The 26787-nt window shown below is 50.6% G+C and carries 23 protein-coding genes; 15 read left to right on the forward strand and 8 right to left on the reverse strand.

From position 1 onward, the window contains the following. Positions 1-735 precede the first annotated feature (735 nt). Positions 736-1950, forward strand: coding sequence for a TlpA disulfide reductase family protein (locus QZ310_RS02000; protein ID WP_297069839.1), 1215 nt, complete (start codon positions 736-738; stop codon positions 1948-1950). Here the strand turns inward: QZ310_RS02000 and QZ310_RS02005 are convergent. From QZ310_RS02005 to QZ310_RS02025, 5 genes are all read right to left on the reverse strand, one after another. Further along, positions 1928-2497: a hypothetical protein gene (locus tag QZ310_RS02005; RefSeq protein ID WP_297069841.1), complete on the reverse strand. Its 570-nt coding sequence runs from the start codon at positions 2495-2497 to the stop codon at positions 1928-1930. The two genes, QZ310_RS02000 and QZ310_RS02005, sit on opposite strands and share 23 nt — an antisense overlap. Before the next feature lie 229 nt (positions 2498-2726). Further along, positions 2727-4745 carry an NAD-dependent DNA ligase LigA gene (gene ligA, locus QZ310_RS02010; RefSeq protein WP_297069843.1) on the reverse strand — a complete coding sequence of 673 codons (2019 nt, stop codon included), beginning with the start codon at positions 4743-4745 and terminating at the stop codon, positions 2727-2729. Positions 4746-4816: 71 nt separating this feature from the next. Beyond that, positions 4817-6331: a glutamine synthetase family protein gene (locus tag QZ310_RS02015; RefSeq protein WP_297069845.1), complete on the reverse strand. Its 1515-nt coding sequence runs from the start codon at positions 6329-6331 to the stop codon at positions 4817-4819. 126 nt (positions 6332-6457) lie between these two features. Further along, the gene (locus tag QZ310_RS02020; protein WP_297069847.1) at positions 6458-7369 is read right to left on the reverse strand and encodes an AraC family transcriptional regulator; all 912 of its coding nucleotides are present in this window, start codon (positions 7367-7369) and stop codon (positions 6458-6460) included. 141 nt (positions 7370-7510) lie between these two features. Continuing rightward, positions 7511-8398, reverse strand: coding sequence for a helix-turn-helix transcriptional regulator (locus QZ310_RS02025; RefSeq protein WP_297069849.1), 888 nt, complete (start codon positions 8396-8398; stop codon positions 7511-7513). Positions 8399-8934: 536 nt separating this feature from the next. Between QZ310_RS02025 and QZ310_RS02030 the strand changes: the two genes are divergently transcribed. The 8 genes from QZ310_RS02030 to QZ310_RS02065 all read left to right on the forward strand — a co-directional run bounded on the left by QZ310_RS02030 (position 8935) and on the right by QZ310_RS02065 (position 17254). Next, positions 8935-10254 (forward strand): TolC family protein, encoded by a 1320-nt coding sequence (locus QZ310_RS02030; RefSeq protein WP_297069851.1) that lies wholly within the window; start codon positions 8935-8937, stop codon positions 10252-10254. Then, positions 10251-11285: an HlyD family secretion protein gene (locus QZ310_RS02035; protein ID WP_297069853.1), complete on the forward strand. Its 1035-nt coding sequence runs from the start codon at positions 10251-10253 to the stop codon at positions 11283-11285. The genes QZ310_RS02030 and QZ310_RS02035 overlap by 4 nt, the downstream gene beginning before the upstream one ends. A 1-nt stretch (position 11286) precedes the next feature. Further along, positions 11287-12891 (forward strand): hypothetical protein, encoded by a 1605-nt coding sequence (locus tag QZ310_RS02040; protein ID WP_297069855.1) that lies wholly within the window; start codon positions 11287-11289, stop codon positions 12889-12891. 427 nt (positions 12892-13318) lie between these two features. Then, positions 13319-13870, forward strand: coding sequence for a UpxY family transcription antiterminator (locus QZ310_RS02045; RefSeq protein WP_297069857.1), 552 nt, complete (start codon positions 13319-13321; stop codon positions 13868-13870). Between the two features lie 91 nt (positions 13871-13961). Then, the gene (locus QZ310_RS02050) at positions 13962-14843 is read left to right on the forward strand and encodes a Coenzyme F420 hydrogenase/dehydrogenase, beta subunit C-terminal domain (RefSeq protein ID WP_366141984.1); all 882 of its coding nucleotides are present in this window, start codon (positions 13962-13964) and stop codon (positions 14841-14843) included. Further along, a complete protein-coding gene (locus QZ310_RS02055) occupies positions 14833-14958 on the forward strand; it encodes a hypothetical protein (protein WP_297069861.1) in 126 nt (41 codons plus the stop codon). The genes QZ310_RS02050 and QZ310_RS02055 overlap by 11 nt, the downstream gene beginning before the upstream one ends. Before the next feature lie 84 nt (positions 14959-15042). After that, the gene (locus QZ310_RS02060; RefSeq protein WP_297069862.1) at positions 15043-15444 is read left to right on the forward strand and encodes a S24/S26 family peptidase; all 402 of its coding nucleotides are present in this window, start codon (positions 15043-15045) and stop codon (positions 15442-15444) included. A 55-nt stretch (positions 15445-15499) separates the two neighbouring features. Next, positions 15500-17254, forward strand: a complete 1755-nt coding sequence (locus QZ310_RS02065) for an ABC transporter ATP-binding protein (RefSeq protein WP_297069865.1) — start codon at positions 15500-15502, stop codon at positions 17252-17254. A 110-nt stretch (positions 17255-17364) separates the two neighbouring features. Here the strand turns inward: QZ310_RS02065 and QZ310_RS02070 are convergent, their stop codons facing one another. The 3 genes from QZ310_RS02070 to QZ310_RS02080 are packed head-to-tail and all read right to left on the reverse strand — an operon-like array spanning position 17365 to position 19663. Further along, positions 17365-18333 carry a GNAT family N-acetyltransferase gene (locus QZ310_RS02070; RefSeq protein WP_297069867.1) on the reverse strand — a complete coding sequence of 323 codons (969 nt, stop codon included), beginning with the start codon at positions 18331-18333 and terminating at the stop codon, positions 17365-17367. A 13-nt stretch (positions 18334-18346) separates the two neighbouring features. Then, the gene (locus QZ310_RS02075; protein WP_297069869.1) at positions 18347-18973 is read right to left on the reverse strand and encodes an L-threonylcarbamoyladenylate synthase; all 627 of its coding nucleotides are present in this window, start codon (positions 18971-18973) and stop codon (positions 18347-18349) included. A gap of 18 nt (positions 18974-18991) precedes the next feature. Next, entirely contained in the window at positions 18992-19663 is a 672-nt protein-coding gene (locus QZ310_RS02080) for a phenylalanine--tRNA ligase beta subunit-related protein (RefSeq protein ID WP_297069872.1), read from the reverse strand. A gap of 161 nt (positions 19664-19824) precedes the next feature. On the opposite strand from QZ310_RS02080, the gene QZ310_RS02085 reads away from it, so the two are divergent. From QZ310_RS02085 to QZ310_RS02110, 6 genes are all read left to right on the forward strand, one after another. Further along, on the forward strand, positions 19825-21102 hold the full coding sequence (locus QZ310_RS02085) for a glycosyltransferase N-terminal domain-containing protein (protein ID WP_297069874.1): 1278 nt from the start codon (positions 19825-19827) through the stop codon (positions 21100-21102). Beyond that, positions 21087-21959 (forward strand): lysophospholipid acyltransferase family protein, encoded by an 873-nt coding sequence (locus QZ310_RS02090; protein WP_297069876.1) that lies wholly within the window; start codon positions 21087-21089, stop codon positions 21957-21959. The genes QZ310_RS02085 and QZ310_RS02090 overlap by 16 nt, the downstream gene beginning before the upstream one ends. Positions 21960-22012: 53 nt before the next feature. After that, positions 22013-22744, forward strand: coding sequence for a 3-deoxy-manno-octulosonate cytidylyltransferase (locus QZ310_RS02095; RefSeq protein ID WP_297069879.1), 732 nt, complete (start codon positions 22013-22015; stop codon positions 22742-22744). Positions 22745-22751: 7 nt separating this feature from the next. Further along, positions 22752-23738, forward strand: coding sequence for a glycosyl transferase family 90 (locus QZ310_RS02100; protein ID WP_297069881.1), 987 nt, complete (start codon positions 22752-22754; stop codon positions 23736-23738). 140 nt (positions 23739-23878) lie between these two features. Next, positions 23879-24892 carry a glycosyltransferase family 9 protein gene (locus tag QZ310_RS02105; RefSeq protein ID WP_297069883.1) on the forward strand — a complete coding sequence of 338 codons (1014 nt, stop codon included), beginning with the start codon at positions 23879-23881 and terminating at the stop codon, positions 24890-24892. Between the two features lie 6 nt (positions 24893-24898). After that, entirely contained in the window at positions 24899-26743 is a 1845-nt protein-coding gene (locus QZ310_RS02110) for an LTA synthase family protein (RefSeq protein ID WP_297069885.1), read from the forward strand. The last annotated feature ends 44 nt before the right edge of the window (positions 26744-26787 follow it).

Raw genomic sequence — 26787 nt, forward strand, 5'->3', positions numbered from 1 at the left:
CACCTTCGCGGAACGCAATTTCGCCCTACGGGCTTCATTGCGTTTCCGCTCGATGAGGGGCTACCACCGCATCGCTGCTACGCAGCTTACAGGCTGCCATCCGGCAAGGGAGATGACATAATACAGCTTTTCTGCTTACAAACTGCCATCCGGCAAGGTGATAACACAATGCTGCCTCTCTGCTTGCCGGTTGCCATCCGGCAAGGCTATGACATAACTTCGCCTCACTACTTGCCGGATGGCAGCTTACAGACTGCCATCCGGCAAGATGACATAATGCAACTTCACTGCTTACCGGTTGCCATACGGTATGATAATAAAATAATATTTCCAAAATTAAAGGTTCAATCCGAAAATCCGGTTCATGTAAGATGAAAAGAGATACAAAAGTCCCTATAACACGTTCTGCATTAGCTTAAAGCGATACAACAAATTGTTTTATGATAGAACAGAATAAACAAAAGTCCCTATAACGCGTTCTGCATTAGCTTGAAGCGATATAATAAATTTGTTATATGATAGCAACAGGAGTATAACTTATTGAAAATTAATCTTTTTGTATCTTCTGACCCTCTGTCTTTATGTACCCTTTTCAGATGTTGACGGATTTAATACACCATAATTACGACTTGCACTAAATCAAATTATAGTTGCAAAATTAAATCATATTTATTAATTTTACCGCGTAAATTTATTTCGTTTACACAATATTCCCGTCACATTATTAATTTCACCATGAAAAGAACTATTATTATTCTGGCCGTGCTGCTTGCAACCGCGCCATCGGTATTCAGCCGGACAGAAAGCGATCAGACCACGGCTATCCTGCAAAAAACCGCTGAGATTTTGAAAGGCATTCACACGGCAAGCTATGACTATTCCAGAGAAATGTATTATGAGCCTACCGATTCTTTCTACTATTCAAAAAAGTATTTCCATTGTCTCGAATGTGAGAATCCGGCCGATACCGCCCGCAACGCCATGATGGTCGAATATTATCCCAACGGAAATTTTTACCATGCGTATGACGGTGAATACAGCTACTATCTGCAACAAGATAAATATATTTCAAAATCCATTCCTATCGGATTTAACGGCATCAAAACCGCAAAACCACCATTCTTCAATTTTGCGACTTCATTGGTCGACTATTTTCTCTCGCCTAACCCCAAGCTTCAACTTGAATTGGAAGACGGTGGCGACTACTGGATTATCGACGGTAAAATCCGTGAATTCCAACAGATAGCATTCTTTGGAAAGCCATACCAAATGCCGTCATTGCCATACCCAACCTCTCATTTTCGCCTGCGGATTCAGAAATCAACCCATCTTCCCGATCGGATTTCCTACCTGATGGGACATCCGCAGCAACGCTGGGTGGATGAGTGTTACAACGTCAGTCTGAATCCATTCCCTGCGGAATCATTTTCCGTTGCAGACCATATCCCCGACTTGCCGGAACCCGACGGACAGGAAAAAAGTATGAGAACTCTGCTAAAGGAACAATTTGCAAGAATAAGCGGGCAGCCTGCTCCCTCCGACACCCTTCTCGTTTCAGACCGCACAACACTCTCACTGACTCAACATATCGGCCACCCGGTATTCCTGCTGTTCACCTCGACAAGCTGCGGTCCATGTATCACCTCTTATCCGGTAATCAATTCTTTTGCGAAAGATTATGCCGACAAGGGACTCCATGTTCTCGGTGTAATGAGGGAGGCCGACAGTCAGATTGAAGCAATCGAAAGATATAAGCAAAAACACAATCTTGAATTTCCTCTGATGCGCGACAACAACCATTTCCATGAATATTTCTCACTTGGAATCACGCCTGTTTTTGTCCTCATTGACCGTGACGGTATTGTCCGCAATGCTTATTCCGGATTCGACATCATCCAGCCGGAAAAGACGGAGAAAAAACTTCGTGCTATGATTGAGGAGGCGCTCTAAAATCTGACCGCCTTAAGTCCCCTTCACATAAACTGTTCTCCACTTCCGGGGGACAGTTTTTGTTCGTATTGATGGCAGAGGTAATCTCCGTTGAAGAGTTTGTGCATTCCTCAACAGGCGCTAACTGATTGCCGCCAATCGATTCGCCTTGCGATTGCCCGGAAAATGCCTTGGCGGCAGACTTCAACGCACGGCGTTCAGCCGCGCGTCGCCGACATTCGGCCGAGCGGTGAATGGCCGCATCAATGTCATGTTTCAGGCAATAGAATATCGCCAGAATCTGCTCCTCGCATCTCCATTGACGTGTCGGGCGCGTACCGTCACGAAGATACAAATCGACATATTCCATGATTTCCGAAGTCCATTGCGGCATATAGCCCAAGGACTTGTAGATGGCTGCAACCTTAAGTTTCAATTTCTCGTAAAAAGCCCGCGAAACAGGTTTATCCCACTTCGGTTTCGCCTCTTTACGCAGTTTGGCGGTTTTCGGCAAGGTTTTGCCTGCCGAGATAGCAAATTCTTTTACTGTCATCTCCTTCTTGTTCATGGCATTTTCAATTTTACAGATTATTAGAGGGTGTTTAATAATGCAAAATTAATCCGCGATTTCCCCAAAAAGGTGCGATAATGCAAAAGCATAGACACAAAAGAGCATAAGCGACAAAAGAATATAGTAAGGATTCCGAAGACAACTATCAGTCTTGCAGAAAACTATATATCTTTTGTCGCTTATGCTCTTTTGTGCTTTTGTATCAAAAAGACAAAAATACAGCGCCTTATTTTCCGATCATTGCCAAAAACTCATTCTCATCAATGACAGGAATTCCGAGCGAACGCGCTTTTTCGAGCTTGGAGGGACCCATATTGTCACCTGCAAGGACAAAACTTGTCTTCTTGGAAATCGAGCCGGAATTCTTGCCTCCGTTTTTCTCAATCATCTCCTTGTATTCCTCTCGCGAATGTTTGGAGAACACACCGCTTATCACGATTGTCTTACCACTCAAAAGGTCAGTGCGGTCCGACTTATCCTCCTCCGGAAGAGCCATCTGCAGCCCTGCCTCGCGCAAGCGTTCGACAATAACCTTGTTGGAAGGCACACAGAAATACTCGATTACAGCATCGGCAATACGCGGTCCGATGTCGTCGATAGCCACAAGCTCATCTCGGCTCATCGACATGAGTGTGTCAATGTCTCCAGTCCCTCTCGCAAGCTTACGGGCAACCGTCTCACCCACAAATGGAATTGACAATGAATAGATTACTCGGTCAAACGGCACCGACTTCGATGCCTCGACACCTTCGAGAATCCTCTGAGCCGTGCGCGGACCGACGCGTTCGAGCGCTTCAAGGTCGGCAGCCTTAAGAGTATAGAAATCAGCAATGTCACGCACAAGTCCTGCATCGTAGAGCAAGGCGGCATTCTCTTCGCCCACACCGTCGATGTCCATTGCGTGACGGCCAACATAATGCTCCAAACGGCCAATAATCTGCGGACGGCAACCATATTTGTTGGGACACTGCCATGCAGCTTCGCCGGGAATGCGCACCAAAGGTGTCCCGCAATCCGGACAGTGGGTGATGAACTTCACCGGAGCCGCATCGGGTTCGCGGGCTGCCGTATCCACTCCTGTAATCTTCGGGATAATCTCACCACCCTTTTCGACATAGAGCATATCCCCCTCATGAATGCCGAGAGTCTTGACAATATCCTCGTTGTGGAGCGACGCGCGTTTGACAATCGTGCCCGACAGCAAGACCGGTTCGAGATTCGCCACAGGAGTGACGATGCCCATGCGGCCCACTTCAAACGACACGAAGCGCAGACGGGTCAATGCCCTTTCGGCTGCAAACTTATAGGCAATCGCCCATCGGGGTGATTTCGACGTGTAACCGAGGTTGAGCTGCTGACGCAGATTGTTGACCTTGAACACAAGACCGTCTGTCGCCACCGGCAACTCCTTGCGCTCGACATCGAGGCGCTTGATGAACTCGTCGACTTCGGAAATGTCGTCCATGAGCGTCATCAGATGGCTCACCTTGAATCCCCACTTGCGCGCCATCAGCATATTGTCATAGTGATTGTCGCAAGGCAGTTCATCGGCAAGCAGATAGTAGAAATAAGCGTCCAGTCCGCGGCGCGAGACCTCGGCGGCATTCTGCATTTTCAGCGTACCGGCTGCGGCGTTGCGCGGATTGGCGAAAAGCGGCTCCTCATTGAAGGCACGCTCCTCGTTCAGACGGTCGAAAGCCTTCCAAGGAAGCACAATCTCTCCTCTGATTTCAAACCGCTCCGGGTATCCCTCGCCGTGAAGCACGAGAGGGATACTGCGGATGGTCTTGATGTTTTCCGTCACATCATCGCCCTTCTCTCCGTCGCCACGGGTCACTGCGCGCACCAGACGGCCGCCCTCATAGATGAGCGAGATGCTCGTGCCGTCGAATTTCATCTCCCCGACAATCGGGATGGACTTCAGTCCGTCGGGATTTCCGAGCGAATCATTGCAACGGCGCACCCACTCGTCGACCTCCTCGACACTGTATGTGTTGCTGAGCGAGAGCATCGGACGTTCGTGTGCCACCTGCTCGAAACCTTTCGTGATGTCGGAACCGACACGATGGGTTGGCGAAAACGGGTCGTCGAGTTCCGGATGTTCCGCCTCCAGTTTTTCAAGTTCCTTCATCAGCATGTCATAATCATAGTCGCTGATGACGGGACGGTTGTCGACATAGTAGGCGTGGTTGTGGCTGTTGAGCTCATCACGGAGCTGTTGGATGCGTTGTGCAGGTGAGGACATGGGCAAATTGATGTTACGTTAGTGGATTGGTAATTGTTCCGGAAGCATGGTGTATGCCTTCAGGCATACCCTTAGCCGCAATAGAAGTAACGGCTGACGAGCTTCTGGAGTTCTACGGGATCAGTTTTCAGTTGCTGTGCGAGATTCTTGTCATCGAATGCGCGCAACTGCTTGATGACATCGTCAATCATCGCGGGCGAGAACACATTGCGCGATTCATAGATGGCGCGCTGGCGTTCGAGACAATCGGCTGACTCGACACAGCATGTGGGGAGAGTTTCGAGACCGGCGAGACGCGAGGCGTTCTCCTTGGCGTGGATATTGACATCGACGTAAGTGCGTTTCGCAATGTCGAGCGCCTCTTTCTCGTCCATCTCGAAGCCGAGACGGGCACCGACACAGAGAGCGGCGAGAAGCTCATAGACATTGGCCGAGCAGTCGGGTGAACGCATTTCGAAGGTCTGCTTTGCGAATGTTTCCATTTCGCAGCGATCGGCGGGATTGACCTGCACACACATATCCTTGCCGGAGGTCCAGCCAAGCGGAACGCGGACAAGGACAGAGCGGTTGCGGTCGCCCCAGCAGATGTTGGTGGGCGCTTCCTGGTGAGGAACGAGGCGCATGTAGCTTGTCGGATTCTTGTTGCCGAAAGCAGTGATTGAGGGTGCGAGAATCATCAGACCGGCAATCACACGGCGAGCCTCGTCGCTGAGTTCGCGCTGCGCGTTCTGAGTGACGTTGTGACCGTCCTTCATCATGCGCATGTGGATATGGAAACCTGAACCGGCTTTTCCGACAGTGATTTTGGGTGCGAAGGTAATGTCAAGACCCTCTTTTGCAGCAAGTTCACGGATAATCCACTTCGCAAGCAAAAGCTGATCAGCAGCGCGGAGAGCGGGATTCGGGAGGAATTCAATCTCGTTCTGCTCATAGATGAGAGAGTTGTGTTTGAAATTGCCCACCTCGGAGTGTCCGTATTTAATCTGACCGCCAGTCGAAGCGATGAGCGACATGGCTTTTGTGCGGAAATCGTTGAACTTGGCGAAAGGAGCCGACTCATGATAGCCCTTCTGGTCAGTGGCAGGGAAGGTGCCGGGATCGGTACCGATGACATAAAATTCAAGCTCACCCATACACTCGAACTCCAGTCCGGACACCTCCTTGAACTCCTTGCAGGCACGTTCGAGAATCTGGCGGGGATCAGAGTCGAGGGGCATACCATCTTTGTCGAAGTAACTGCACAGAAGAGTCAGTGTAGGAATCTCGGCAAACGGGTCGCGGAATGCGGATGAATAGCGGGGAATGACATAGAGGTCGCTACGTCCGGCCTCGATGAAGGGGAAGAGGCTCGAGCCGTCGACGCGTTCACCTGTCGAGAGAATGGTCTCAAGATATTCGAGCGAATTGATGACGAAATTGAGGGTCTTCAGACGGCCGTCGGCGGCAACATACATGAAATTGACCATCTCAATTCCTTCGCGGCTGATATATTCGATGATGTCGGCCCGCGTAAAATCAGCGGAAGCCTTTCCAAGAGTCCGTTCAAGATGATTACGGCTCATGGCAAATGAATTCTTGCTTTCCATGTGGTAGATTTGTGCTATGTTCAGATATTAAAGTTAACTCCTGCAAATTTACAAAAAAACATGATTCTTGAATTCATTTATAATTAAAAATATCATAATTTGGGGATAAAGCAAGTGCCATCTGGATCAGTTGAGGTTCAACGACTCGCGGTAGGCGCTGGGGGTCTGGCCGGTCACCCGCTTGAACATGCGCGAAAAGTGGGCCGGGTAGTCAAAGCCGAGGGAATAGGCTATGAGGCTGACATCCTCGGCTGAAGCTGCGAGGCGCTGTTTTGCAACTCCGATCATGTGGAGGGTTATGATTTCCTTCGGTGTCTTTCCGGTCTCCTTGCGGATGAGATCGCCGAAATAGCCGGGCGAGAGGTTAGCCTGTTCGGCGAAATATGAGACGTTGGGCATCACTGTGACAGACTCACCGCTCTCATAATACTTTTTCAGACGCTGTTCGAACTGACGGACAACATCGGAATTGACCTTGTGGCGTGTGATGAACTGACGGTCGTAGAAGCGATGGAGATATTCGAGGAGAAGCTGGATGTTGGCCGACAGAAGCGAGGCCGAATGATGGTCGACGGGATGGTCAAGCTCGGCATCTATCTTCGCGAGGCAGTCAAGGAAGATGGCGCGTTCGTCCTCCGAGAGATGCAACGCCTCCATCTGGGAATAGTCGAAAAATGTGAACGATGAAATCTTATCGCCCAGAGGTGTGCCATAGATGAGGTCCGGATGAAACATGAGCCCGACAACATCGGGAGCGGTCTCGACCTTATCCATCGACACATCAATCACACGCCCCGGCGAGAAGCTGACAATCGAGCCTTCCTGATAGTCGTAATGCTTACGGCCATATTTGAGGGTGCAACTGATGCCATTTTTCAAAAAGAGCGCATAGACACCATAGTTTATCCTGACATTGTTGATCGACCGTGTAGCTTTCTTCAAATCAATGACTGTCACGAGAGGATGGCGTGTGGTCAGACCATAGATTTTGTTATAGGCATCTATCGAATCGAGATTAATGACTTTATTATTCTCCATGTGGGTGACGGGTAAATATTGATGAGTGTTGAATCTTTTACAAAGATAGTCCTTCTCATTCAATCCGCCGCAATATCAGACAATATTGGTAAGCAAGTCCGCAATTATGTGAAGTCCCCGCCTTCCCGACACAGTCAAAACCTATTGATGGGGATTGACATCCTTAAGCTCGACAAGATGATGGAGAATGGCGAAGATCGTGAGGCCGGCAGGGGAATGGATGCCGAGTTTGGCGCTAAGGTTGCGACGATGGGTGGTGATTGTGTGGATGGACAGACAGAGTTTATCAGCAATTTCCTTGTTTGACAATCCGTAGGCCACACACTTTATAATATCCTTCTCGCGGTCGCTCAGCGAATCAAGCTGAGAATCTTTTTCAGACTCGTCCTGCTGCTTCGGACTCTCCATGACGGCCAGTTGCGAACGCAAGCGTTTCTCAAGATCCTCGACAGCGGGGACAAAGAGATTTGTCTCAACCTCAAAATGAGCCATCAGATCGCGTTCGCAACCGATTATGTCGTGGAGGGCGCTGCTTAGGAGATCGTTGTCACGCTGATTGTAGGAATAGATGAATATATCCTTGAGTTCGTTAAGCTTCGAGGCCATGTGGCTGTGGTTCAACGAGAATTCCGATATGCTGAATTCCTCGTCAATCTTGCCTTCGAGGAGTTTGTCGACGTAGGAGAATATGTATTCATTCTCATAGTCCATGTGACGGCGCACCTCGACAACATAGTCATCATAGAATTTCATCAGAAGGAAAGCGACATCGTTTGTGTCGGAATAATTTATGGCCTCTATCAGCTTACGGCGTATGGCCGGAAGAATGAATTCGACAAACGATGAGTGGGCGTGACGGAGGTAGCCCATGAGCGTCGGGAGTGAAATCCCGAAATCAGAGAAGGGTTTACCGCTCAGGAGATTGGAGACAGCAAGGAATGTGTCGACATCAACGTTGTGTTTCTCACATATTTCCTTGATGGTCCCGTCGCCGAACCCGAACGCAATGTCGAAGCGGCTTATCGCCATAAGCAATAAGTTATTGTCAATGATTATTTCCCTCATCCTATGATGCGGACCGTATGCTCGCTGCTTTTCCATCTTAACATATTAAGGTGTCCTTTTTCACCTATGCAAAGGTAGTGCCATCCTGCCGTCCGCGCCATACCCAAAAATAATGAAATTCAAGGTTATCTGTAGACAAAATTTCACATTCTGAGTACAAATCCGTGACTTACACCCTACTTTTAGGTATTGGATTCAATCTCGATGACCCATTATCAAAAAAATTATTTTATGGTTTTTCAGCCAATTTTTTGTACCTTTGCACCACGGTCACACAGACCGCCGCTTATGAACCAGATATCACATTTCGCCGGTGAGATACCGGCAGCCGTCAGAAATTTCGCGTACAAAGAGAACTGGAAAAGTACGCAATAATCTCTACTTACATGAACCGGCCAAGAGGTCGGTTCGCCACCTTATATATCCAATAATCTATATGATGCAAGGTGGCTGAAAAACGCAACAATCACTAATCACATATTTTCTATCCAATCTACCTTATGAACAATCCAAGATTGCTCACAGGGCTGCTCGTGGCAACCCTGTTGAGCGGTGGAGTGTGCGCACGAGGTTCGTCTCCCGCTGTCATCACGCTTGATGAGATTTTCGCAGCGGCCGAGGCAAACAGCGCGCAACTGCGCCCGTCACTCACAGCCGTCGAGGAAGCTGAGAAAGAGATTTCAGTCGCTCAAAACGGCCGTCTTCCGGAAATCAACGCCAACCTCAACTTCAGCTATATCGGCGACGGATTCATCACAAAGCGCAATTTCTCAGGCTACGAAAAGGCACCTATCCCCCACTTCGGCAGCGGTGCAGGCGTCAACGTAAGCCAACCGGTCTACACAGGCGGCGCCGTGACCAACGCCATAAAGATGGCGGAACTCAAATCCACCGCCGCCCGCTATGCCGCAGAGTTCAAGCGCGACAATATCCGCTTTCAGCTCACAGGGTTCTACCTCGACATCTACAAATACACGAATCTGCGCAATGTGGTCGAACAAAACATTTCGCAGGCGCGTCAGGTGCTTGCGGAAATGAACGCACGCTATGAGCAAGGGACAGCGCTCCGCAACGACATCACCCGCTACGAACTCCTCGTGTCCAACCTCGAACTGCAACTCATCAAAATCAATAATGTCATCGACATCCTGAACCGCAACCTAGTCGTCACGGCCGGCTTGCCCGACGAAACCAAGGTTATCCCCGACAGCACCATCCTCTCGCGCTCACTCCCGACCGACGGCGAAGCATGGTGGCAACAGGAAGCAAGCTCCAACGCTCCGGCTCTGAAGCTTGCCCGGTCAGGAGAGGAGATAAGCAAGGTTGCAGAGTCGCTTGTAAAGGCCGACAAACTTCCCAAAATAGGCCTGCAGGCCGCATGGACCATCGACGGCCCGATTCTCGTTGAGATACCACCTATCAACCGCAATCTCAGCTACTGGTATGTCGGGGTAGGCGTGAGCTACAATCTGTCGTCACTTTATAAGACCAACAAATCGCTTGCCAAGAGCAAAATAGCCACACGCAAAGCCTCGGAAGAACTTGATGCCACACGCGAAAACATCCGTCTGGCCGTCAGCAGTGACTACGTCAGCTATCTCGAAGCATACGAGGAGCTGAAAACGCAGATGAAGAGCGTGGAACTCGCCGAACGTAACTATCACACCACCTCAACCCGTTATTCGGCTGACATGGCACTCATCACCGACATGCTCGACGCCGCCAATTCAAAACTTGATGCCGAGCAGCAGCTCGTCAATGCCCGCATCAACATCATCTACTATTATTACAAACTTCTATTCACTTCAGGAAAGATATGAACCACAGAGCAAAAAAAATCATCTCATACGTCATCGTTCTCATCATCATCGTCGCAGCCATCGCCTGGATATGCAGCAAATTCGTCCATCTCGGTAATGTAGAGTTCACTGACAACGCACAGGTGTGCCAGCAGATTGTTCCGGTCAACAGCCGTGTGCAAGGCTATATCAAAGAGATTCGTTTCAAGGAGTATGAACAGGTGAAGAAGGGTGACACACTCGTGATAATCGACGATGCCGACATGCGCCTGCGCGTGGCTCAGGCAAAGGCCGACTATCAGAATGCGCTTGCCGGACGTGATGTCGCCGACCGCAGCGTAGGGGTCGCTTCGGCCAACATGGCTGTCAGCGAAGCTTCGATTGCAGAGGCAAAAGTGCTGATGGACAATGCAGCCACCGATCTCAAACGCTATACAAAACTGCTTGAAAACGATGCCGTGACACGTCAGCAATACGACGGAGTCAAAACCGACTATGAGGCCAAGAAGGCCCGGTATGAGATGCTTGCACGTCAGCGGTCGGCAACCTCATCGGTAGTCACCGAGACACGCCAGCGCATTGCACAGAGCGATGCCGGAATCGAGTTGACAAAGGCCCTGCTCGAAACCGCCGAACTCAACCTCTCCTACACTGTCATCGTTGCTCCCTGCGACGGCTTCACCTCGCGCAAGGAGATTCAGGTTGGACAGCTCGTGCAACCCGGACAGACACTCCTCGACATCATTGACTCGACCGACGTATGGGTAACCGCCAACTATAAGGAGACCCAGACTGCGAATATCAAACCCGGAAATAAGGTGGAAATCAAGGTAGACGCAATTCCCGGTGTCATCTTCAACGGTCAGGTCGTATCGCTTTCAAAGGCAACCGGAGCAAGCCTCTCGCTCCTGCCGCAGGACAACTCGGCGGGAAATTTCGTGAAGGTGCAGCAGCGCATACCTGTAAGAATCGAGTTCACATCCGACAACAAGCCGGAAGATATGGCCCGTCTGAGCGCCGGAATGAACGTGGAATGTGAGGTGAAATACTGATATGGGTGACTGGCATGTTCCTCAGGGAAAATTTGACATCCCTGACATCCCGAACTACATTCCACGACGGCTGAAACCGTGGTTTTTCATCCTCTTCGTACTCATCATCCAGTTCTCGGGAGGTGTCTATCTCGCCGCCGCGACCGACATGGTCGGGACAACGGCACTGATGCAGGAGGACATACTCATGGCCGGATATGCGCAGCTCGTCGGCATGTCCATCAACTTCGCGGTGATGTTCAGGTTGAAATTCAGGTATTCCAACCGTTTCAGCCTGCTCCTCTGCTGCGCGGTGCTTATTGCAGCCAACATGATTTGTGCCCACACCCGTTGCGTGCCTCTCCTTGTCGCCACCTGCTTCGTGGCCGGATGGTTCCGCATGTGGGCAACCTTCGCCTGCAACTCGACCATACAGCTATGGCTCACACCGGTGCGCGACATGGCGATATTCTTCTGCTATGTCTACCTCGTTGTCGACGGAGCAATCCAGTTGAGCGGAGTCGTCACCATCTACACGGCCTTCTTCTCGCAGTGGGAATACATGCATCTGCTGATGACGGGACTGTTGCTGCTGATGATGCTTCTCGTGATTATCTTTGTGAAACCCTTCCACGGTATGCCCTTCATCCCCCTGCTCGGCATCGACTGGATAGGCGCCGGGCTCTGGAGCGTCACGATGCTATGCTTCACATTCATCTGTGTCTACGGCAACTTCTACGACTGGTGGGAAGCGCAGGAAATCATTCTTGCAGCAATCCTCGGCCTGGTCTGCTTCGGTCTGAACCTCTGGAGGGCAACCTTCCTTCACCATCCATACGTCTCGATCCGTGCGCTGACCAACCGCAATGTCGTGCGCGCCACTTGCATCTACCTTGTGTTCTTCACGCTCCTCGCAACCGAACATGTGTTTGAACACAGCTATGCGGCCGCTATCCTCGGTTTCGACGAGACAAACCTGATAGACCTCAACTGGTATGTGTTTGCCGGAATCATCGCAGGCGTTGCGCTGACCTATTTCACCTTCGCTACCCGGAAGTGGAGATACAAGACCATGACGGCCATCGGATTTTTCGGAGCCGTGGTCTATCTCGGTTATTTCTACTTTCTGATTGACTATGGAGTGGAAAAGGAGATGCTCTTCATCCCGCTTTTCGTGCGGGGCATGGCCTCGGTCATCATCTCGATTGTGTTCCTCACCTCAATCGTGCAGAGCGGATTGCCGTTTCAGGTATTCCCCCAAGCCTTGACCATCAATGGTTTCACCGGCGCAGTCATGGGCGCGACATTCGGACCTGCTGTCATCGGCGAGTTTCTGAGGCATGTAATGGCTAAAAACGCCGTGCTTCTGAGCGCCGGAATCACGGATTTCAATCCGGCCGTCAATCCGATGCGGCTCGGAGAAATCTACGGTATGGTCCAGATGCAGGCCCTCGTGGTATCCATGAAAGAAATCTATGGATGGCTGCTGATAGCTGGAATCATATCACTCGCTGTCATACTCGTCAGCTACGGCCCTGTCCGTCCCTCGGCCTTCATCCCCAAATGGAGCAAAATCCGCCGCATCTTCCGCCACAACGTCAGAATGCTCGAACGCGCGGAAGCATAGAACAAAAAACTTAAGGGGACAGATGGATTTTCATGAGCACAAAGCAAGGACGCTTATATTAAGTTGATTCCCTGGGCTTTTACCCACAGTCATTTCCATCTGTCCTCTTAACATTTACAAACTTATTTCCAACTATAGTACCGAGCGACAATCTTGTCCATCTCAGCATGAAAAGAGCCCTCTGTTAATATGTCAAAAAAGTCTTGGCCATTAGAGCGATTTTTAGTAATTTTGCAGCATTGGACGACTCCCTAAAAGCAGAGATAAGCCAACGCTTATGTCACAGTCCTGGGTTCAGGAATTTTGGCACGATTCGAAACTCATATATTAGATAGTAGACGAACAAGCGCTAATTGCTTGCCTTTCAAATGAATACACACAGGCAAGGAGGGAGAGTTATGCCCAATTAAAGTGAAGAGAACATCCCATGGCCGATAATACTCTTGAAAACAAACATAATTGGTACGTCTTTCGTGTCTTTGGGAACAGGGCCTTATCCTGTGAACAAAAATTGAAGGCTATTGGTTTTGAGACGTATGTTCCGGTGCTGACGCGTTGGAAAGAGGGAGAAAACGGCAAACCTGAAGCCAAAATAGTCCCTGCAATTTCCAATTTAATTTTCATTAACACAACTGAGGAGAAAATCCTTGAGCTTGAGCAAGACAAAAGCCTATCCGTCTATGCGTTCCGCACGCTTGAGTCAGACCCGTCAAAGCGTAAACTGACAGTCATTCCCCGCCAAGAGATGGAATCATTCATATTCATCTCGTCATCGGGAGAAAAAGGCCTGGAGTATTTTCCGGCAGACCAGTTGGCTTACAAAAGCGGAACCAAGGTGCGTGTCACAGCCGGATTACTCAAAGGATCAGTCGGTGAAATCAAACGCATAAAAGGCAACCGAAGATTTGTCGTTGAAATCCAAGGCATCTGCGCCATAGCCACCTCTTATATCCCATCAGAATTTCTACAGAAACTTTGAACTGTCTCTGCATTTATGACCTAATTTAGATGAATTGACAGTTCCAACACATCTTAATCATCAGAATAACACCGCCCTTAATTATTCCTATATGTCAGTTGCCTCTAAAAACAAACGTGACTGTTGTGGGTGCAATGCCTGTGCTGAAATTTGCCCTTGCAAATGCATAGAGATGAAATCAGATTCAACCGGATTCCTTTATCCTGTTGTAGATTCCACGATTTGCATTGAATGTGGAGCGTGTGAAAAAGTATGCCCGTTCCCGACTGAAAATTCCACGTTCAAATATCCACTACATGCCTACGCGGCCCGTATGAAGAACGCTTCCGAGCAAAGCGGAAGTTCTTCAGGAGGAGCCGCATTCGCTATCGGACGACAAGTCCTAAAGAACCAGGGTGTTGTGTATGGTTGTGCGGCCAATGGGCTTGACATACGCCATGTACGCATCGACGACATTGAACGCCTAAATATACTGCGTGGTTCCAAGTACGTACAAAGCAATGTCAACGGACTATTCTCGCAAGTAAAGTCAGATTTGAAAAATGGACGTAGTGTTGCTTTTATCGGGACGCCATGTCAAATTTCCGGCCTACGAAATTATCTTAGAAGAGATTATGACAATCTACTGACAATCGACCTCATCTGTCACGGGACCCCATCTCAAAAAATGCTGCGGGATCATGTGAAGTCAATAACAAACGGCGCGGATATTGACACTATATCTTTCCGGGCCGGGAATTCATTCATATTCAGTCTCAAATCCAAAGGTTGCGAAATATGGAAAGCTGATGTCTGGTCGGAACCATGGAAAGACATGTATTACCGTGCGTTTATGGATGGTATTTCATACCGTCCAAGTTGCAATATCTGTCCATTTGGACGACCTGAACGCACATCGGATATAACAATCGGGGATTTCTGGGGGCTTAAGGACAGCAACCTTTTCCCCTCTGGACAAAATCTTGGGAAATGAATTCGGTGTTCCCGCAAGCCGTCTCAATGTAAGCTGGAAGGGTGGCGTAGGCAACATGTTCTATAACGACCCCGCACTCTCTCGTGTTGCCATCATTACTCCCGACACCAAATAAACATTGTGATCTGACTCAACCACAAATCACAAATCACAATAATTTGAATTGAACTTATCAGTCAATCCGAAACAACTATATGAGATGGCCCGCTCCTCCACTGCGGAGGGCCGGGCCTTCTCTTTCATTGCTAAAGGTGACAGTATGCGTCCATTCATCAAGAACGGACAACAAGTTACCATAATCGCCAAGGATAGATATGCCCCCGGTGACATCGTTCTCGCCCACACATCCGATCCTGATGGCATTTTCCTCCACTACCTCACCGGAGAAACCATCAATAACGATCCTTCGGATTATCTGCTGATGGGTTCGGCCAATCTTAGGCAACGTGAAAAAGCATACCTATGTGACATAGCCGGAGCCGTTATCAATCCGACTTGCAACCGTCATCTTCTCATGCTATGGCATCGTCTGCTCCCACTTCGACCACTCCTCATCAGACTGATCAACATCGTCTCACGAGCACGACACAAATCACGCTGAGCTACAATAATGTAGAACCCATCTATAACCTGAATCACTCCTCACCAACAAACCAATGACAACATCAATATCCCGCAAATCAGATGAAGGCTTCTCGTTTTTCTCTACCATAGTCAATCTTTGGAGAAAAGCGGACGGTGTCCGTCGCGGAATCATTGGAAACATAGTCTGTGGCATTCTCGCAACCGCAGCCTCATTATCATTCGTCTGGCTTACACGCGAAGCTGTCGATATCGCAACCGGACGCAATTCAGACTACGAGCTCTTTTTAGTTGGCGTCTTACTGTGTTGTGCCCTCTTTCTTCAACTTTTGCTGACAAATATCTCACGACACATCGAAGCATGGAGCATCATCCGTTGCTCCTCATCAATGCGCTCACGGCTATTCAGACAGATGCTGTCAGCTCCATTCAGTGGCCGAAGGCAGACTCACTCGGCAGATGCTGTCAACCGTCTCTCATCTGACGTCTCCACCGCCTCTTCCGCTCTGTGCTCCACAATCCCTGGTGCCATCATCACGCTCATTCATCTCGCTGGAGCCTTCATATTTCTCAGTTTGATGGATTTTAGAATAGCGGTCATCGTCACAGCCGTCATGCCTGCCGCTCTCCTCTTAGGGAAAATCTTCATGCAGAAAAACCGTGCACTCACAAGGAAGATACGAAATGAGGAAACCAGTCTTCATAAAATCATGCAGGAGGACCTCCAGCACCGGTTGCTCATACTGACACTCGGACGACGCGAAGCTACAGCCGATGAATTCGACGAATGTCAGTCCAGATTCTTCAGCCTTTCCATGCGTCGTAATGACATATCAATCTTCACCGGAGGTGCAGTAACAGCCGGATTCATGACCGGCTATGCCGTGATGTTCCTGTGGTGTGTCGCAGGACTGCGCGACGGCACTGTCTCCTACGCAATGATGACGGCGTTCCTGCAACTTGTAGCTATGGTTCAGCGCCCTGCCGTAGACCTTTCCCGACGCTTCTCACCGATTGCCCAAGCAGGGGTAGCACTGGAACGTCTCGCTGACATAGACACTGACGCCGCTTCTGCAATGTGCAATAGCCATCTGCCTGCAAGCAACTTCCCGACTGCCGACAATAGCATTGACAAAACGACACCTGATGAACCGGACAAGAGTGGATCGTCCAAAAAAAATCTGAACGGGATTTCATTCGAAAACGTGACATTCCAATATCCCGATTCCACAGCTCCCACTTTAAAAAATTTTTTCCACACCTTCCCTCCCGACAGTATCACAGCCCTCTGTGGGGAAACCGGTGCAGGAAAGACAACCCTTACAATGCTTCTGACAGGAGCTTTTAAACCGAGTTCGGGTTCAATTCACCACCGTTGTTCCAATATCGTCTATGTCCCTCAAGGTAATAGTCTTATGAGTGGCACAATTCGCAGCAATCTACTTATGGGCGACAGCAATGCCACGGAAAATGACATGCGCAGAGCCCTCCGTATCTCCGCAGCTGAATTTGTCTACGATTTGCCGGATGGAGTTGACACGCCTTGCGGCGAACGCGGACATGGTCTGAGCGAAGGACAGGCTCAACGCATAGCTATTGCCCGGGCTGTCCTCAGGCTACACTACCTTTCCTCACGGACCTCTGCCAGTTCTTCAATGGGAATAATGGTAATTCTTGACGAGCCTACCTCCGCTCTTGACACAGAAACAGAATCAATACTGATGGACAGACTGATTCCCGTGCTTAAAGGGACGATAGCAATTATAATAACACATAATCCCCGGATAATACAGTACTGCACAGACAGTATTACGATTGATGCAAACTGACAAATTTTCACGTCCGTTTTGGACATGTCAGTAAAGATAGAGAGAATTCGTCCTTCCACATTGGAGGAATCAATGTCGGGAGGATTGATTGGGATCATCCATCCACATTGTCAAGCGGTCAGATCTATTTCAAATATATTATAGACGATTCCTCTGCCGCCGAAGCCGTTTTTCTGGAGGAGCAGACCTTCGTTGAGATACAAGCCGTGGTCTTCGTTGCATGTCCCGAAGTCGAAATACTTGGCTCCGCCACACTCCTGAGTGATAATGTGATGGAAAAGCAGCGACAAGGCCCCTGTCTTCCTGCCACTCTCGGATGCAGCTATGTATTGCGCATGTACGCATGTCGGCGTGTAGTAGAGCAATGAGCCTGCTATTATCTCCCCGCTACTGTCGGTAGCCGTAAACAGCCTTATATTTTCGGGGAAGCGGGCCTTCAGCAATTGGATTTCAGCCAGACTGTGGACTGGTTTCACAGAATGACGCGACATTAGCACTTCCTCAAGAATATGCCAGTATCCACCGAAATCTTCGCTCTCCTTTACGACGACACCTGCCCTCATGGCCTTTGACATGTTGCGTCTGCTGCGCTCATCAAAACGATAGGCGTTGTCAAGCTCTATCACCGACGACAGGTTCGTCTCAACCAATCCGGCCGAGGCTCTGAACAAGGCATAATAATCTTCGTCAGAAGGATAACGGTGATAGATATAAGGTATCATCTTGTAGCGCAACTTCTTCAGCCCCTTCCCACGATAGAAATCCACGGCAGCAGCCATGACATTGAGAAGTTTCCCGCCATCAAGGCCATCGGGAGGCATGATGAAGCCACCGTAGGTAAGACCTCCGTGTGACACGACAGTCTCCCCGCTGACAGATGCAGGGAGCAGACAGATTATCCTGCCGTTCTTGCGCTGTCTGAAGACAAGAGAGCAATCCGTGAACCGGTCCTTATGGTAGTCCATGTAAGGACGCTCGAACAAGAAGGTCCCATTACGCGACTTTCTGACAAACTCATCCCACTCCTGCGCACAGACATCGCTGTAGGATTCGACAATTATAGAGTCCTGCTCATCCATATCTTCGATTTGCTTATTGCAGTTCGCCCCTTCCCTCGCGGATGATTTCAGGCGATGAACTGTCGGTGAGGTCAACCACGGTCGACGGACCGGGCACCCAACCTGCATCACCGTTGCCGCTCTCGCCGTCGTCAATCAGCAGCGAAGCCACGCCCTCAAATGCGTTGGCAAGCTCATGAGCATCGAATTCAGGAACTTCATCGTCAACCTTCAACGACGAAGAAAGTATCGGATGACCGAGACGCTCGGCGATTGCACGCGTAATAGGATTGTCAGGCACTCGTATGCCCACCTCCTTGCGTCCCTTGAACACTTTCGGGAGGGATGTGGCAGCAGGAAGAATGAAGGTGAACGGTCCCGGAAGATTGGCACGGAGGATGCGGAATGCCTCATTGTCGATACGCGCATACTCGCTCGCCATTGATATTCCGTCGCACACCACCGACAGGGTCTGCTTCTGCGGGTTGACACCCTTTATCTTACACAGGCGCTCAATCGCCGAATTGTTGAGGGCATCGCAGCCGATGGCATAGAGCGTGTCGGTCGGATAGATGATGACACCGCCATCTTTCAGACAATCGACAGCCTCGTCAAGATAGCGTTCATTAATGCTGGTCGGATACATCCTTAGAGTCTTCATGGGCATGGAATTTGATGATTAAAGATTAGGCTTATACATATTGACCGAAATATCTGTCGCATCGGCATACTTCTCAAGAAGCGCGACAGTGAAGGCGACGACATCGTCGACAGGCATCTCAATGCCATAGATATTGATACAGATGAGCAGACGGGTGGTGTCGATGTCGAGTTTCGTGCGCTCATTATCGCTTGTCGGCGTACCGACCCCACCTGTGCCGTCGCGATAGACGGGCATGTTCGCGATGTTAAATTCACCGCGGCCTATACCCTCGAACGGTTCACCCTCGCGCCCTACGCCGAGAGTCATCACATCGCCATCAATCTTGCCGGCATCGAAACCTCCGATGGAATAGCCCGATTGCAGCGACACGAGATTGATGAGGTCAACAAGGGTGTTGATGCGATACAGCTCCATCCCCTTCACGGCACGACGCGAAAGCGCCTCGGCCGACGGACGGTAGCGATTAGGTTCCTTTCCACAAGCCTTGTAAGCCTCACGGGTGGCTTTGATTCCGGGACGTTTGTTTATGTCGGAAAGCTCCGTCACTTCGCGGAGATCCGATGCGGCGCGGTCAATGAGAGCCCAAAGTTCGTCAGGAGTGGGCTTATTTACCACTGTAGCCTCGATGGCAACAACCTGCAGTTCGGGCGCAATCTCGCCTATTATCGGTTCAAATCTGATTTCCATATAAGCATGTCGGTGATTCAGATGCAAAATTAGAACATTTTTATTGAATTAATTCAAACATTTATCGTAATTTTGCGCTCTAAAATGAGGCTTCTCTTCCGTTTTTCAATGCGAAAAGCGGCGAAAAGCCATACATTTCACTACCCTACCGACCGGACTCTATGCTTGAGATATACGATTTAGGAATGAGAATGGGACGTCGCGCACTGCTGACAATCGCCGGCACTGTACGAGGCGAGAAGCCGTCGAAGTTCATCCGCTTCGCGCGCGGGCAAAAACAAGCGTTGCGCGAAGCTGAAAGTATTCTCGGCAATCTTGACCGGAACCGGCCAACGGTATGGATCCACGCCGCTTCGTTGGGCGAATTCGGCATAGCCCGTCCCATCATCAACCTACTGAAGGAAAGCTGCGACTACAACATAGTCCTGACCTTCTTCTCCCCGACCGGCTATGAAGCACTGAAAAATAAACTTCCTGCCGGAGTTGACGCAGTGCTCTATCTTCCCTTCGACACCTCGGCCAATGTCAACCGTTTTCTCGACCTTCTGCGCCCCGACTGCGCAGTTTTCATGGTTTCCGAATACTGGCACTGCTATCTCAACGAGCTACACCGGCGCGCCATCCCCGCCTATCTCGTATCATCCGTCATCCGCAAGGACAGTGCATTCTTCAAATGGTATGGCAAGCTCTACCGCAAAAGCATCGGATGTTTCAAGGAGATTTTCGTTCTGAACGATGAATCACGCAAACTGCTCGAAAGTCTCGGAATTGAGAATGTGACAGTCAACGGCGACCCGCTCTTCGACAATGTCACCCTCGTCGCCTCCACGCCCTGGAAAGACAAGATTGTCGAGCAATTCACCGGCCACCACAAGGTCTTTATCGCAGGAAGCCTCCACGATGACGAGGACCTGGAGATGGTGACACAACTTGCCAACAGACACCGCGACACCCGCTTCATCATAGTCCCCCACGAAATCTCACCTTCAATCCTCCGTCACCTTGAAGAGAAACTGGAAGGCAAGACACTTTTCTACTCCAAATGTGACAAGCACACTGATTTCAAGGACGCACAGGTGTTGGTGATAGACTTCGTCGGAGCTTTGGCCTACATTTACCGCTACGCGACATGGGCCTACGTCGGGGGAGGCTTCACCAAGCTCCTCCACAGCGTCATCGAGCCTGCGGTCTACGGCTTGCCTGTCGCTTTCGGCCCAAACGTCAAGCGCAAGGTGGTCACACGCGAAATGATGGAACTTGGAATAGGCAACATCACCGCCACTCCCGAAGAGCTCAACAGATGGTTCAGCAGTCTTAAGGACAACGATGCCCGGCTCCGAGAAATCGCCGAGAAAGCCGCCTTCTATGTAAGCAAAAATGCCGGTGCCACCCGGCGAGTAGTCAATAAAATCAAAGAGGAACTATGCGCGAAAAACTGAAATATGCTCTCTACCGCGGGACATTCGGCGCACTCTCCCTGCTCCCCTTCCCCGTGCTTTACGGTATCAGTGACTTCCTGTATCTCATCCTTGCCAAAGGTCTGAAATACCGCCGCAAAATTGTCAGGCAGAATCTGCGCAATTCCTTCCCAGAAAAAGACGAGAAGGAACTCCGTGAGATTGAAAAGGATTTCTACCGTCAATTCACCGACAATATTGTCGAGACTGTCAAACTTCTCCATATAAGTGACCGTGAGGTCGACAAGCGCATAAAGGTCACAGGCGGAGAGATTGTCGACCGTCTCATCGAAGAGGGTCACCCCGTGGTCCTCTACCTCGGCCATTACGCAAACTGGGAGTGGGTACCGGCTATTGTCCGCCACTTCAATACCCCTGAATTCTGCGCTCAGGTCTACAAGCCTCAGCACGACAAAGCCTTCGACCGCCTGATGCTCAAAGTGCGCTCCCGATTCAACCCGGTCTCGGTGCCGCAGAAACAGGTGTTCCGCACACTGATACGATGGCGCAACGAAGGACGGAAATTCATCACCGGCTTCATCTCTGACCACCGCGCAAACATCTCCGTTTCCCATCACCGCACCACATTCCTCAACCAAGTCACTCCATTCAGCCCCGGTGGAGAGGAAATCGGCAACCGCATCAACGCCGCCTATCTCTACCTCGATGTCGAGAAACCAAAGCGCGGCCACTATCATTTCACGGTCAAGGAGATAAAGCCCTCCGACATGACAGAGGAATCGCCCTACACCCGCCGCTACATGGAGATGCTCGAGGAAACCATCCGCCGCCGTCCCGGCCTCTGGCTGTGGTCACATCGCCGATGGAAATATCAATAATCGTCAATCTAAATTTCAACAACTATACTTTTTTAACCCGTAACTCCTGCAAAATGAAAATAATCTGTGTGATTCCGGCCCGTGCCGAATCAAGCCGCTTCTTTGAAAAGCCCCTCGCACTCATCTGCGGAAAGCCCATGATTCAATGGGTCTATGACCACTGCAAGGAAGTGGAAATGTTTGAAGAGGTCTATGTCGCTACCGACAGCGAAAAGATCAAGGCCGCAGCCGAATCCTTCGGAGCAAAGGTTGTGATGACCCGCTCGGACCACGACACGGCCACCGAACGCCTCTACGAGGTTTCAACCCGCATCGACGCAGACCTCTATGTAATGGTAAACGGCGACGAGCCTCTGCTCACTCGCGATGCCATCATCCAGTGCATCCCTGCAGACCTGAAAGCCGACGACTTCTATGTCAGCAACCTCATGACCGACTTCACAAACCCCGTCGAGGTTGTCGATGCCACAAATCTGAAAATCGTCACCGCCAAGGATGACCGCTGCCTCTTCATCTCGCGCAGCCCCATCCCCTATCCCAAGGGAGCGATGGACTATGTGTTCCACAAATTCGTAGGTGTCGGAGCATTCACACGCAAGGCTCTTGACTTCTACCACAACACTCCGCGCGGTCCCATCGAGAAAATCGAGGAAAACGACTCATTCCGCTTCCTCGAAAACCACAAGCCCATTTACTACTACAACTGCCACTGCAAATCGCTCTCGGTCGACAACCGCAAGGACATTGACGGCGTCGAGGCATATCTGAAGGAACTTAACAAGTAGTCAGCCAATGAGAATCCGCACCGATTTCCGCTCCCTCATAAAAGGCTATCAGCGCATCTCGTTCTTCACGGGAAATTTCTCCCGCTACTTCATGCCTGATGTCCTTTTCCGCGCAATCTACCGCTTCGATGTCAAGCGTCTCAGCTCCAAGGAGCTTGAGGCGATTGACCGACGCGTGGACTACTATGCCCGCTGCGGAGAGGGTGCGAAAATCGATGAGTCGGAAGCCGTGAGAGTCGGCGACTTCCACTTCCCGTGGAAGGCCAAACACAAGCTGACCACATATTTCTTCGATCTCTACGAATGTGTGCGCTGCTTCCCCGACAGATGCCGTTTCACATACAAATTCGGAGATGTCGATTGGGACTTCCCAACCGTGACCTTTGCCAAAGCGCGCCCCATCACCAACGGCAAAAGCAACACCGTCCTGATGCCGCTCAATAAAGTGCGCCATTTCCGCTTCATCACCGACACCCGCCGTTTCAGGGACAAGAAGGACATGATGATTTTCCGCAACGTGGTCCGCTGTCAGCCCCAGCGCTCACTCATGCTCGAAAAATATATCGACCATCCGATGTGTGACATAGGCCAAATCAATAAGGATGCGGCCGACCCGCGTTTCATCAAACCCTACGTCCCGATGGAAGAGCAGCTCGACTACAAATTCATTGCAAGCATCGAAGGCCACGATGTGGCGACCAATCTGAAATGGGTGATGTCGTCCAACTCCGTGGCAGTCATGCCGCGTCCCCGCATAGAATCATGGTTCATGGAGGGAAAACTCATCCCGGATTACCATTACATCGAGATAAAACCGGACTACTCCGACCTCATTGAGAAACTGGAATACTACATCGCTCATCCTGAGAAAGCGGAGGCAATCATTGAACACGCCCACGCCTACGTTGATGAATTCCGTGACCGCGAACGCGAACTTCTGATAGCACGTCTGACCGCCGCCCGCTATTTCCGCCTCACCGGCCAGTTGCACTGATCATACAACCCATCAGCCCGATATATTTCACATCTTCCCGATATATTTGTAGGGACGCGCTGCAGCGCGTATGCCAAACCGCACCCACAATTGGTATGCGGAACTAAAAACTAAAAACTCAAAACTCACAACTCTCCCAAATGGCAAACGAAGATAAACGCATTCTGATAATCCGCCTGTCGGCTCTCGGCGACGTTGCAATGACCGTTCCGGCCATCTACTCCCTCGCCTTGCGCTATCCGGCTCTGAAAATCGACGTGGTGACACGCCCCTTCTTCGCACGTCTTTTCATAAATCCCCCTGCCAATGTCAATGTCATTGGCATTGATTTCAAGGGAGAGTACAAAGGTGTCCGGGGCACATTGAAACTCCTCAAACGCCTCGGCAAACTGAAACCGGACTATGTTGCCGACCTCCACAACGTGCTCCGTTCATGGATTATCGACAACTACTTCCGTCTGCGCGGCGTGAAAGTCGAGATGGTCGACAAGATGCGCGACAAGCGTAGGGAACTGTTCCGAACCGGAGAAACGCAACCGGCTTTCATCGACCGCTATGCCTCGGTGTTCGCACGCCTTGGCTATCCGATAGAACTGACGTTCAAGAGCCTTTACGAAAACTCCACTCCGACTTTGCCATTTGAACCGGCCCGTCCTGCCATAGGCATAGCCCCGTTCGCACGCTATTTCAACAAGACCTACCCGGCAGAAATGATGCAGGAAGTCATCAGCAAACTCAGTGCGGAGGGCTATCACACCTATCTTTTCGGCGGACGCGGAGCCGAAGCTGAAGAGTTGCAGAAATGGGCTGCAAAAGCTGAGAACTGCACATCACTCGCAGGCACCTATCCCCTCGAAGATGAAATCGCGCTCATGGGAGCCATGAGTGCAATGATAAGTATGGACTCGTCCAACCAACACATGGCCTCACTCGCCGGTACCCCGGTCATCAGCATCTGGGGGAGCACCATACCGGCCTGCGGATTCATGAGCTACGGACAGACGGCCGACCGCGCCGTATACCTCGACATCCCTTGTCAGCCATGCACTGTCGGCGGTTCACCGGAGTGTCCGAAGGGCCATTTCGACTGTATGCGCAAACTATCCCCCGACATCATTGTCGAAAAAGTCAGACAAGTCACCGGCAAAAAATAATCTTGCATGTTTGGATTCGCTCTTTTCACCATTATATATTTCGTTTTCTGCACTGCATTCTTCGAAATCGTGCAGAAACCGCTTTTCGGTCTTTACAACCGGAGTGTCAACCCCGAGAAAACCACATTCAAGGATGTCCGCCAGGTCTATTCCCACGGCCTTGTATCGGACCTCATCATAGCCTCATATCTCACGGCTCTCCCACTTCTCATCAGCGCGATCCACACCATGCTTCCCTGTTTCAACGTCGGGGTTGTACTGACCGTCTACAATGTCGTCATCTCTCTTGCCGTCGCGCTTATTTGTATCGCCGACACCCTGCTCTACCGATTCTGGAACTATAAGATAGATGCTTCGGTGTTTGTCTACCTGCGGTCGCTCAAAGGAGCCTTCGCAAGCGTATCGACGACATATCTCATCGTTGCATTCTCGGTGGTGTTTGTCTGCGCCGGAATTTTCTTTGCAGGAGCGGAATTCATATCCGCGAAATGCTCATCCGCCCTACTGTCAGGCTCTTGGCTCGAATGGTGGAAGTGTCTGCTTGTCTTTCTCGTCATGGCAGTGATGATTGGTTTGCTTTTCGCAATCATCCGCGGGTTGAAAATCCGCCCGAACAACCCGAGTGTGGTCTACTACAGCAAAACTCCGTTTTTCAACCACTGGGCATTGAATCCGGCCTACAACATGATTTACTCCCTCGGAACGAAGGATGAATTCAAAGGTAAATTCCGCTTCTTCGACGAAAAGGAATGTGAGGACATCCTCAATCCGCTCTTCCCGACCTCCGGCACTCCGGAAAGGAAACTGCTGCGCACCGACAGGCCAAACATCCTGCTTGTGGTCTGGGAAAGCCTCGGGGCGGAATTCGTCCCCTCGCTCGGAGGGAAGAAGGATGTGGCTGTCAACTTCGACCGCATCGCCGATGACGGGGGCGTCCTTTTCACCCGTTGCACAGCCGGAAGTTTCCGCACTGACCGTGGACTCGTCTGCATATTAAGCGGCTACCTCGGACAGCCGACAACGAGCGTCATACGCTACACCCGCAAACTCCCCAACCTCCCTGCCCTGCCACGCCGGTTAAAGGAGGAGGGCTATGTCACCACTGCCGTCCACGGAGGAGAACTGACGATAATGCATAAGTCGGACTATTATCTCGCGTCGGGCCACGACACTCTCGTCAGCCAGAAAGATTTCCCGACATCCGCACCGACATGCAAATGGGGCATTCAGGACGGCTACATGTTCGACTTTATCTATGACGACATAATGGAAAAGACCCGCAAGGGGGAGCGCTGGTTCACCACCTTCCAGACCCTCAGCTCCCACGAGCCTTTCACCGTCCCCTACAACCGCCTGCCCGACGATGAGGTCGGAAACTCATTCGCCTACACCGACCACTGCTTCGGCGAATTCGTCGACAGGATAAAGAAAACTCCCGCCTGGGACGACCTGCTCATCATCTGTGTGGCCGACCACGGCTACAATGCCTCCCACAATCCCGTGTCGCGTCAGAAATATGCCCATATCCCCATCCTCCTCACCGGAGGAGCCTTGGCTGAGAGCGGACGCATCGACACCATCATGAGCCAGACCGACCTCGCAGCCACACTGTTGGGACAGATGAACCTTCCGCACGATGAATTCATCTTCAGTCGCGACATTCTCGCCGACACATATAAGGAACCATTCTCTTTCCACACATACACCAACGGCTTCATGCTGACCGACGAACGCGGCTCGACGATTGTCGACAACGTATCCGACGAAGCCATCGAAGGAGCCGACCCCGGACGCGAACGCAAAGGACGCGCCATCCTCCAGAAACTATATGAAGATTTAGCGAACAGATAAGAGTGGGTCTAAACCGCAAAACAAGACAATCAAGTGAAAACAAC

This window comes from uncultured Duncaniella sp., assembly GCF_910577345.1.
Classification (GTDB): domain Bacteria; phylum Bacteroidota; class Bacteroidia; order Bacteroidales; family Muribaculaceae; genus Duncaniella.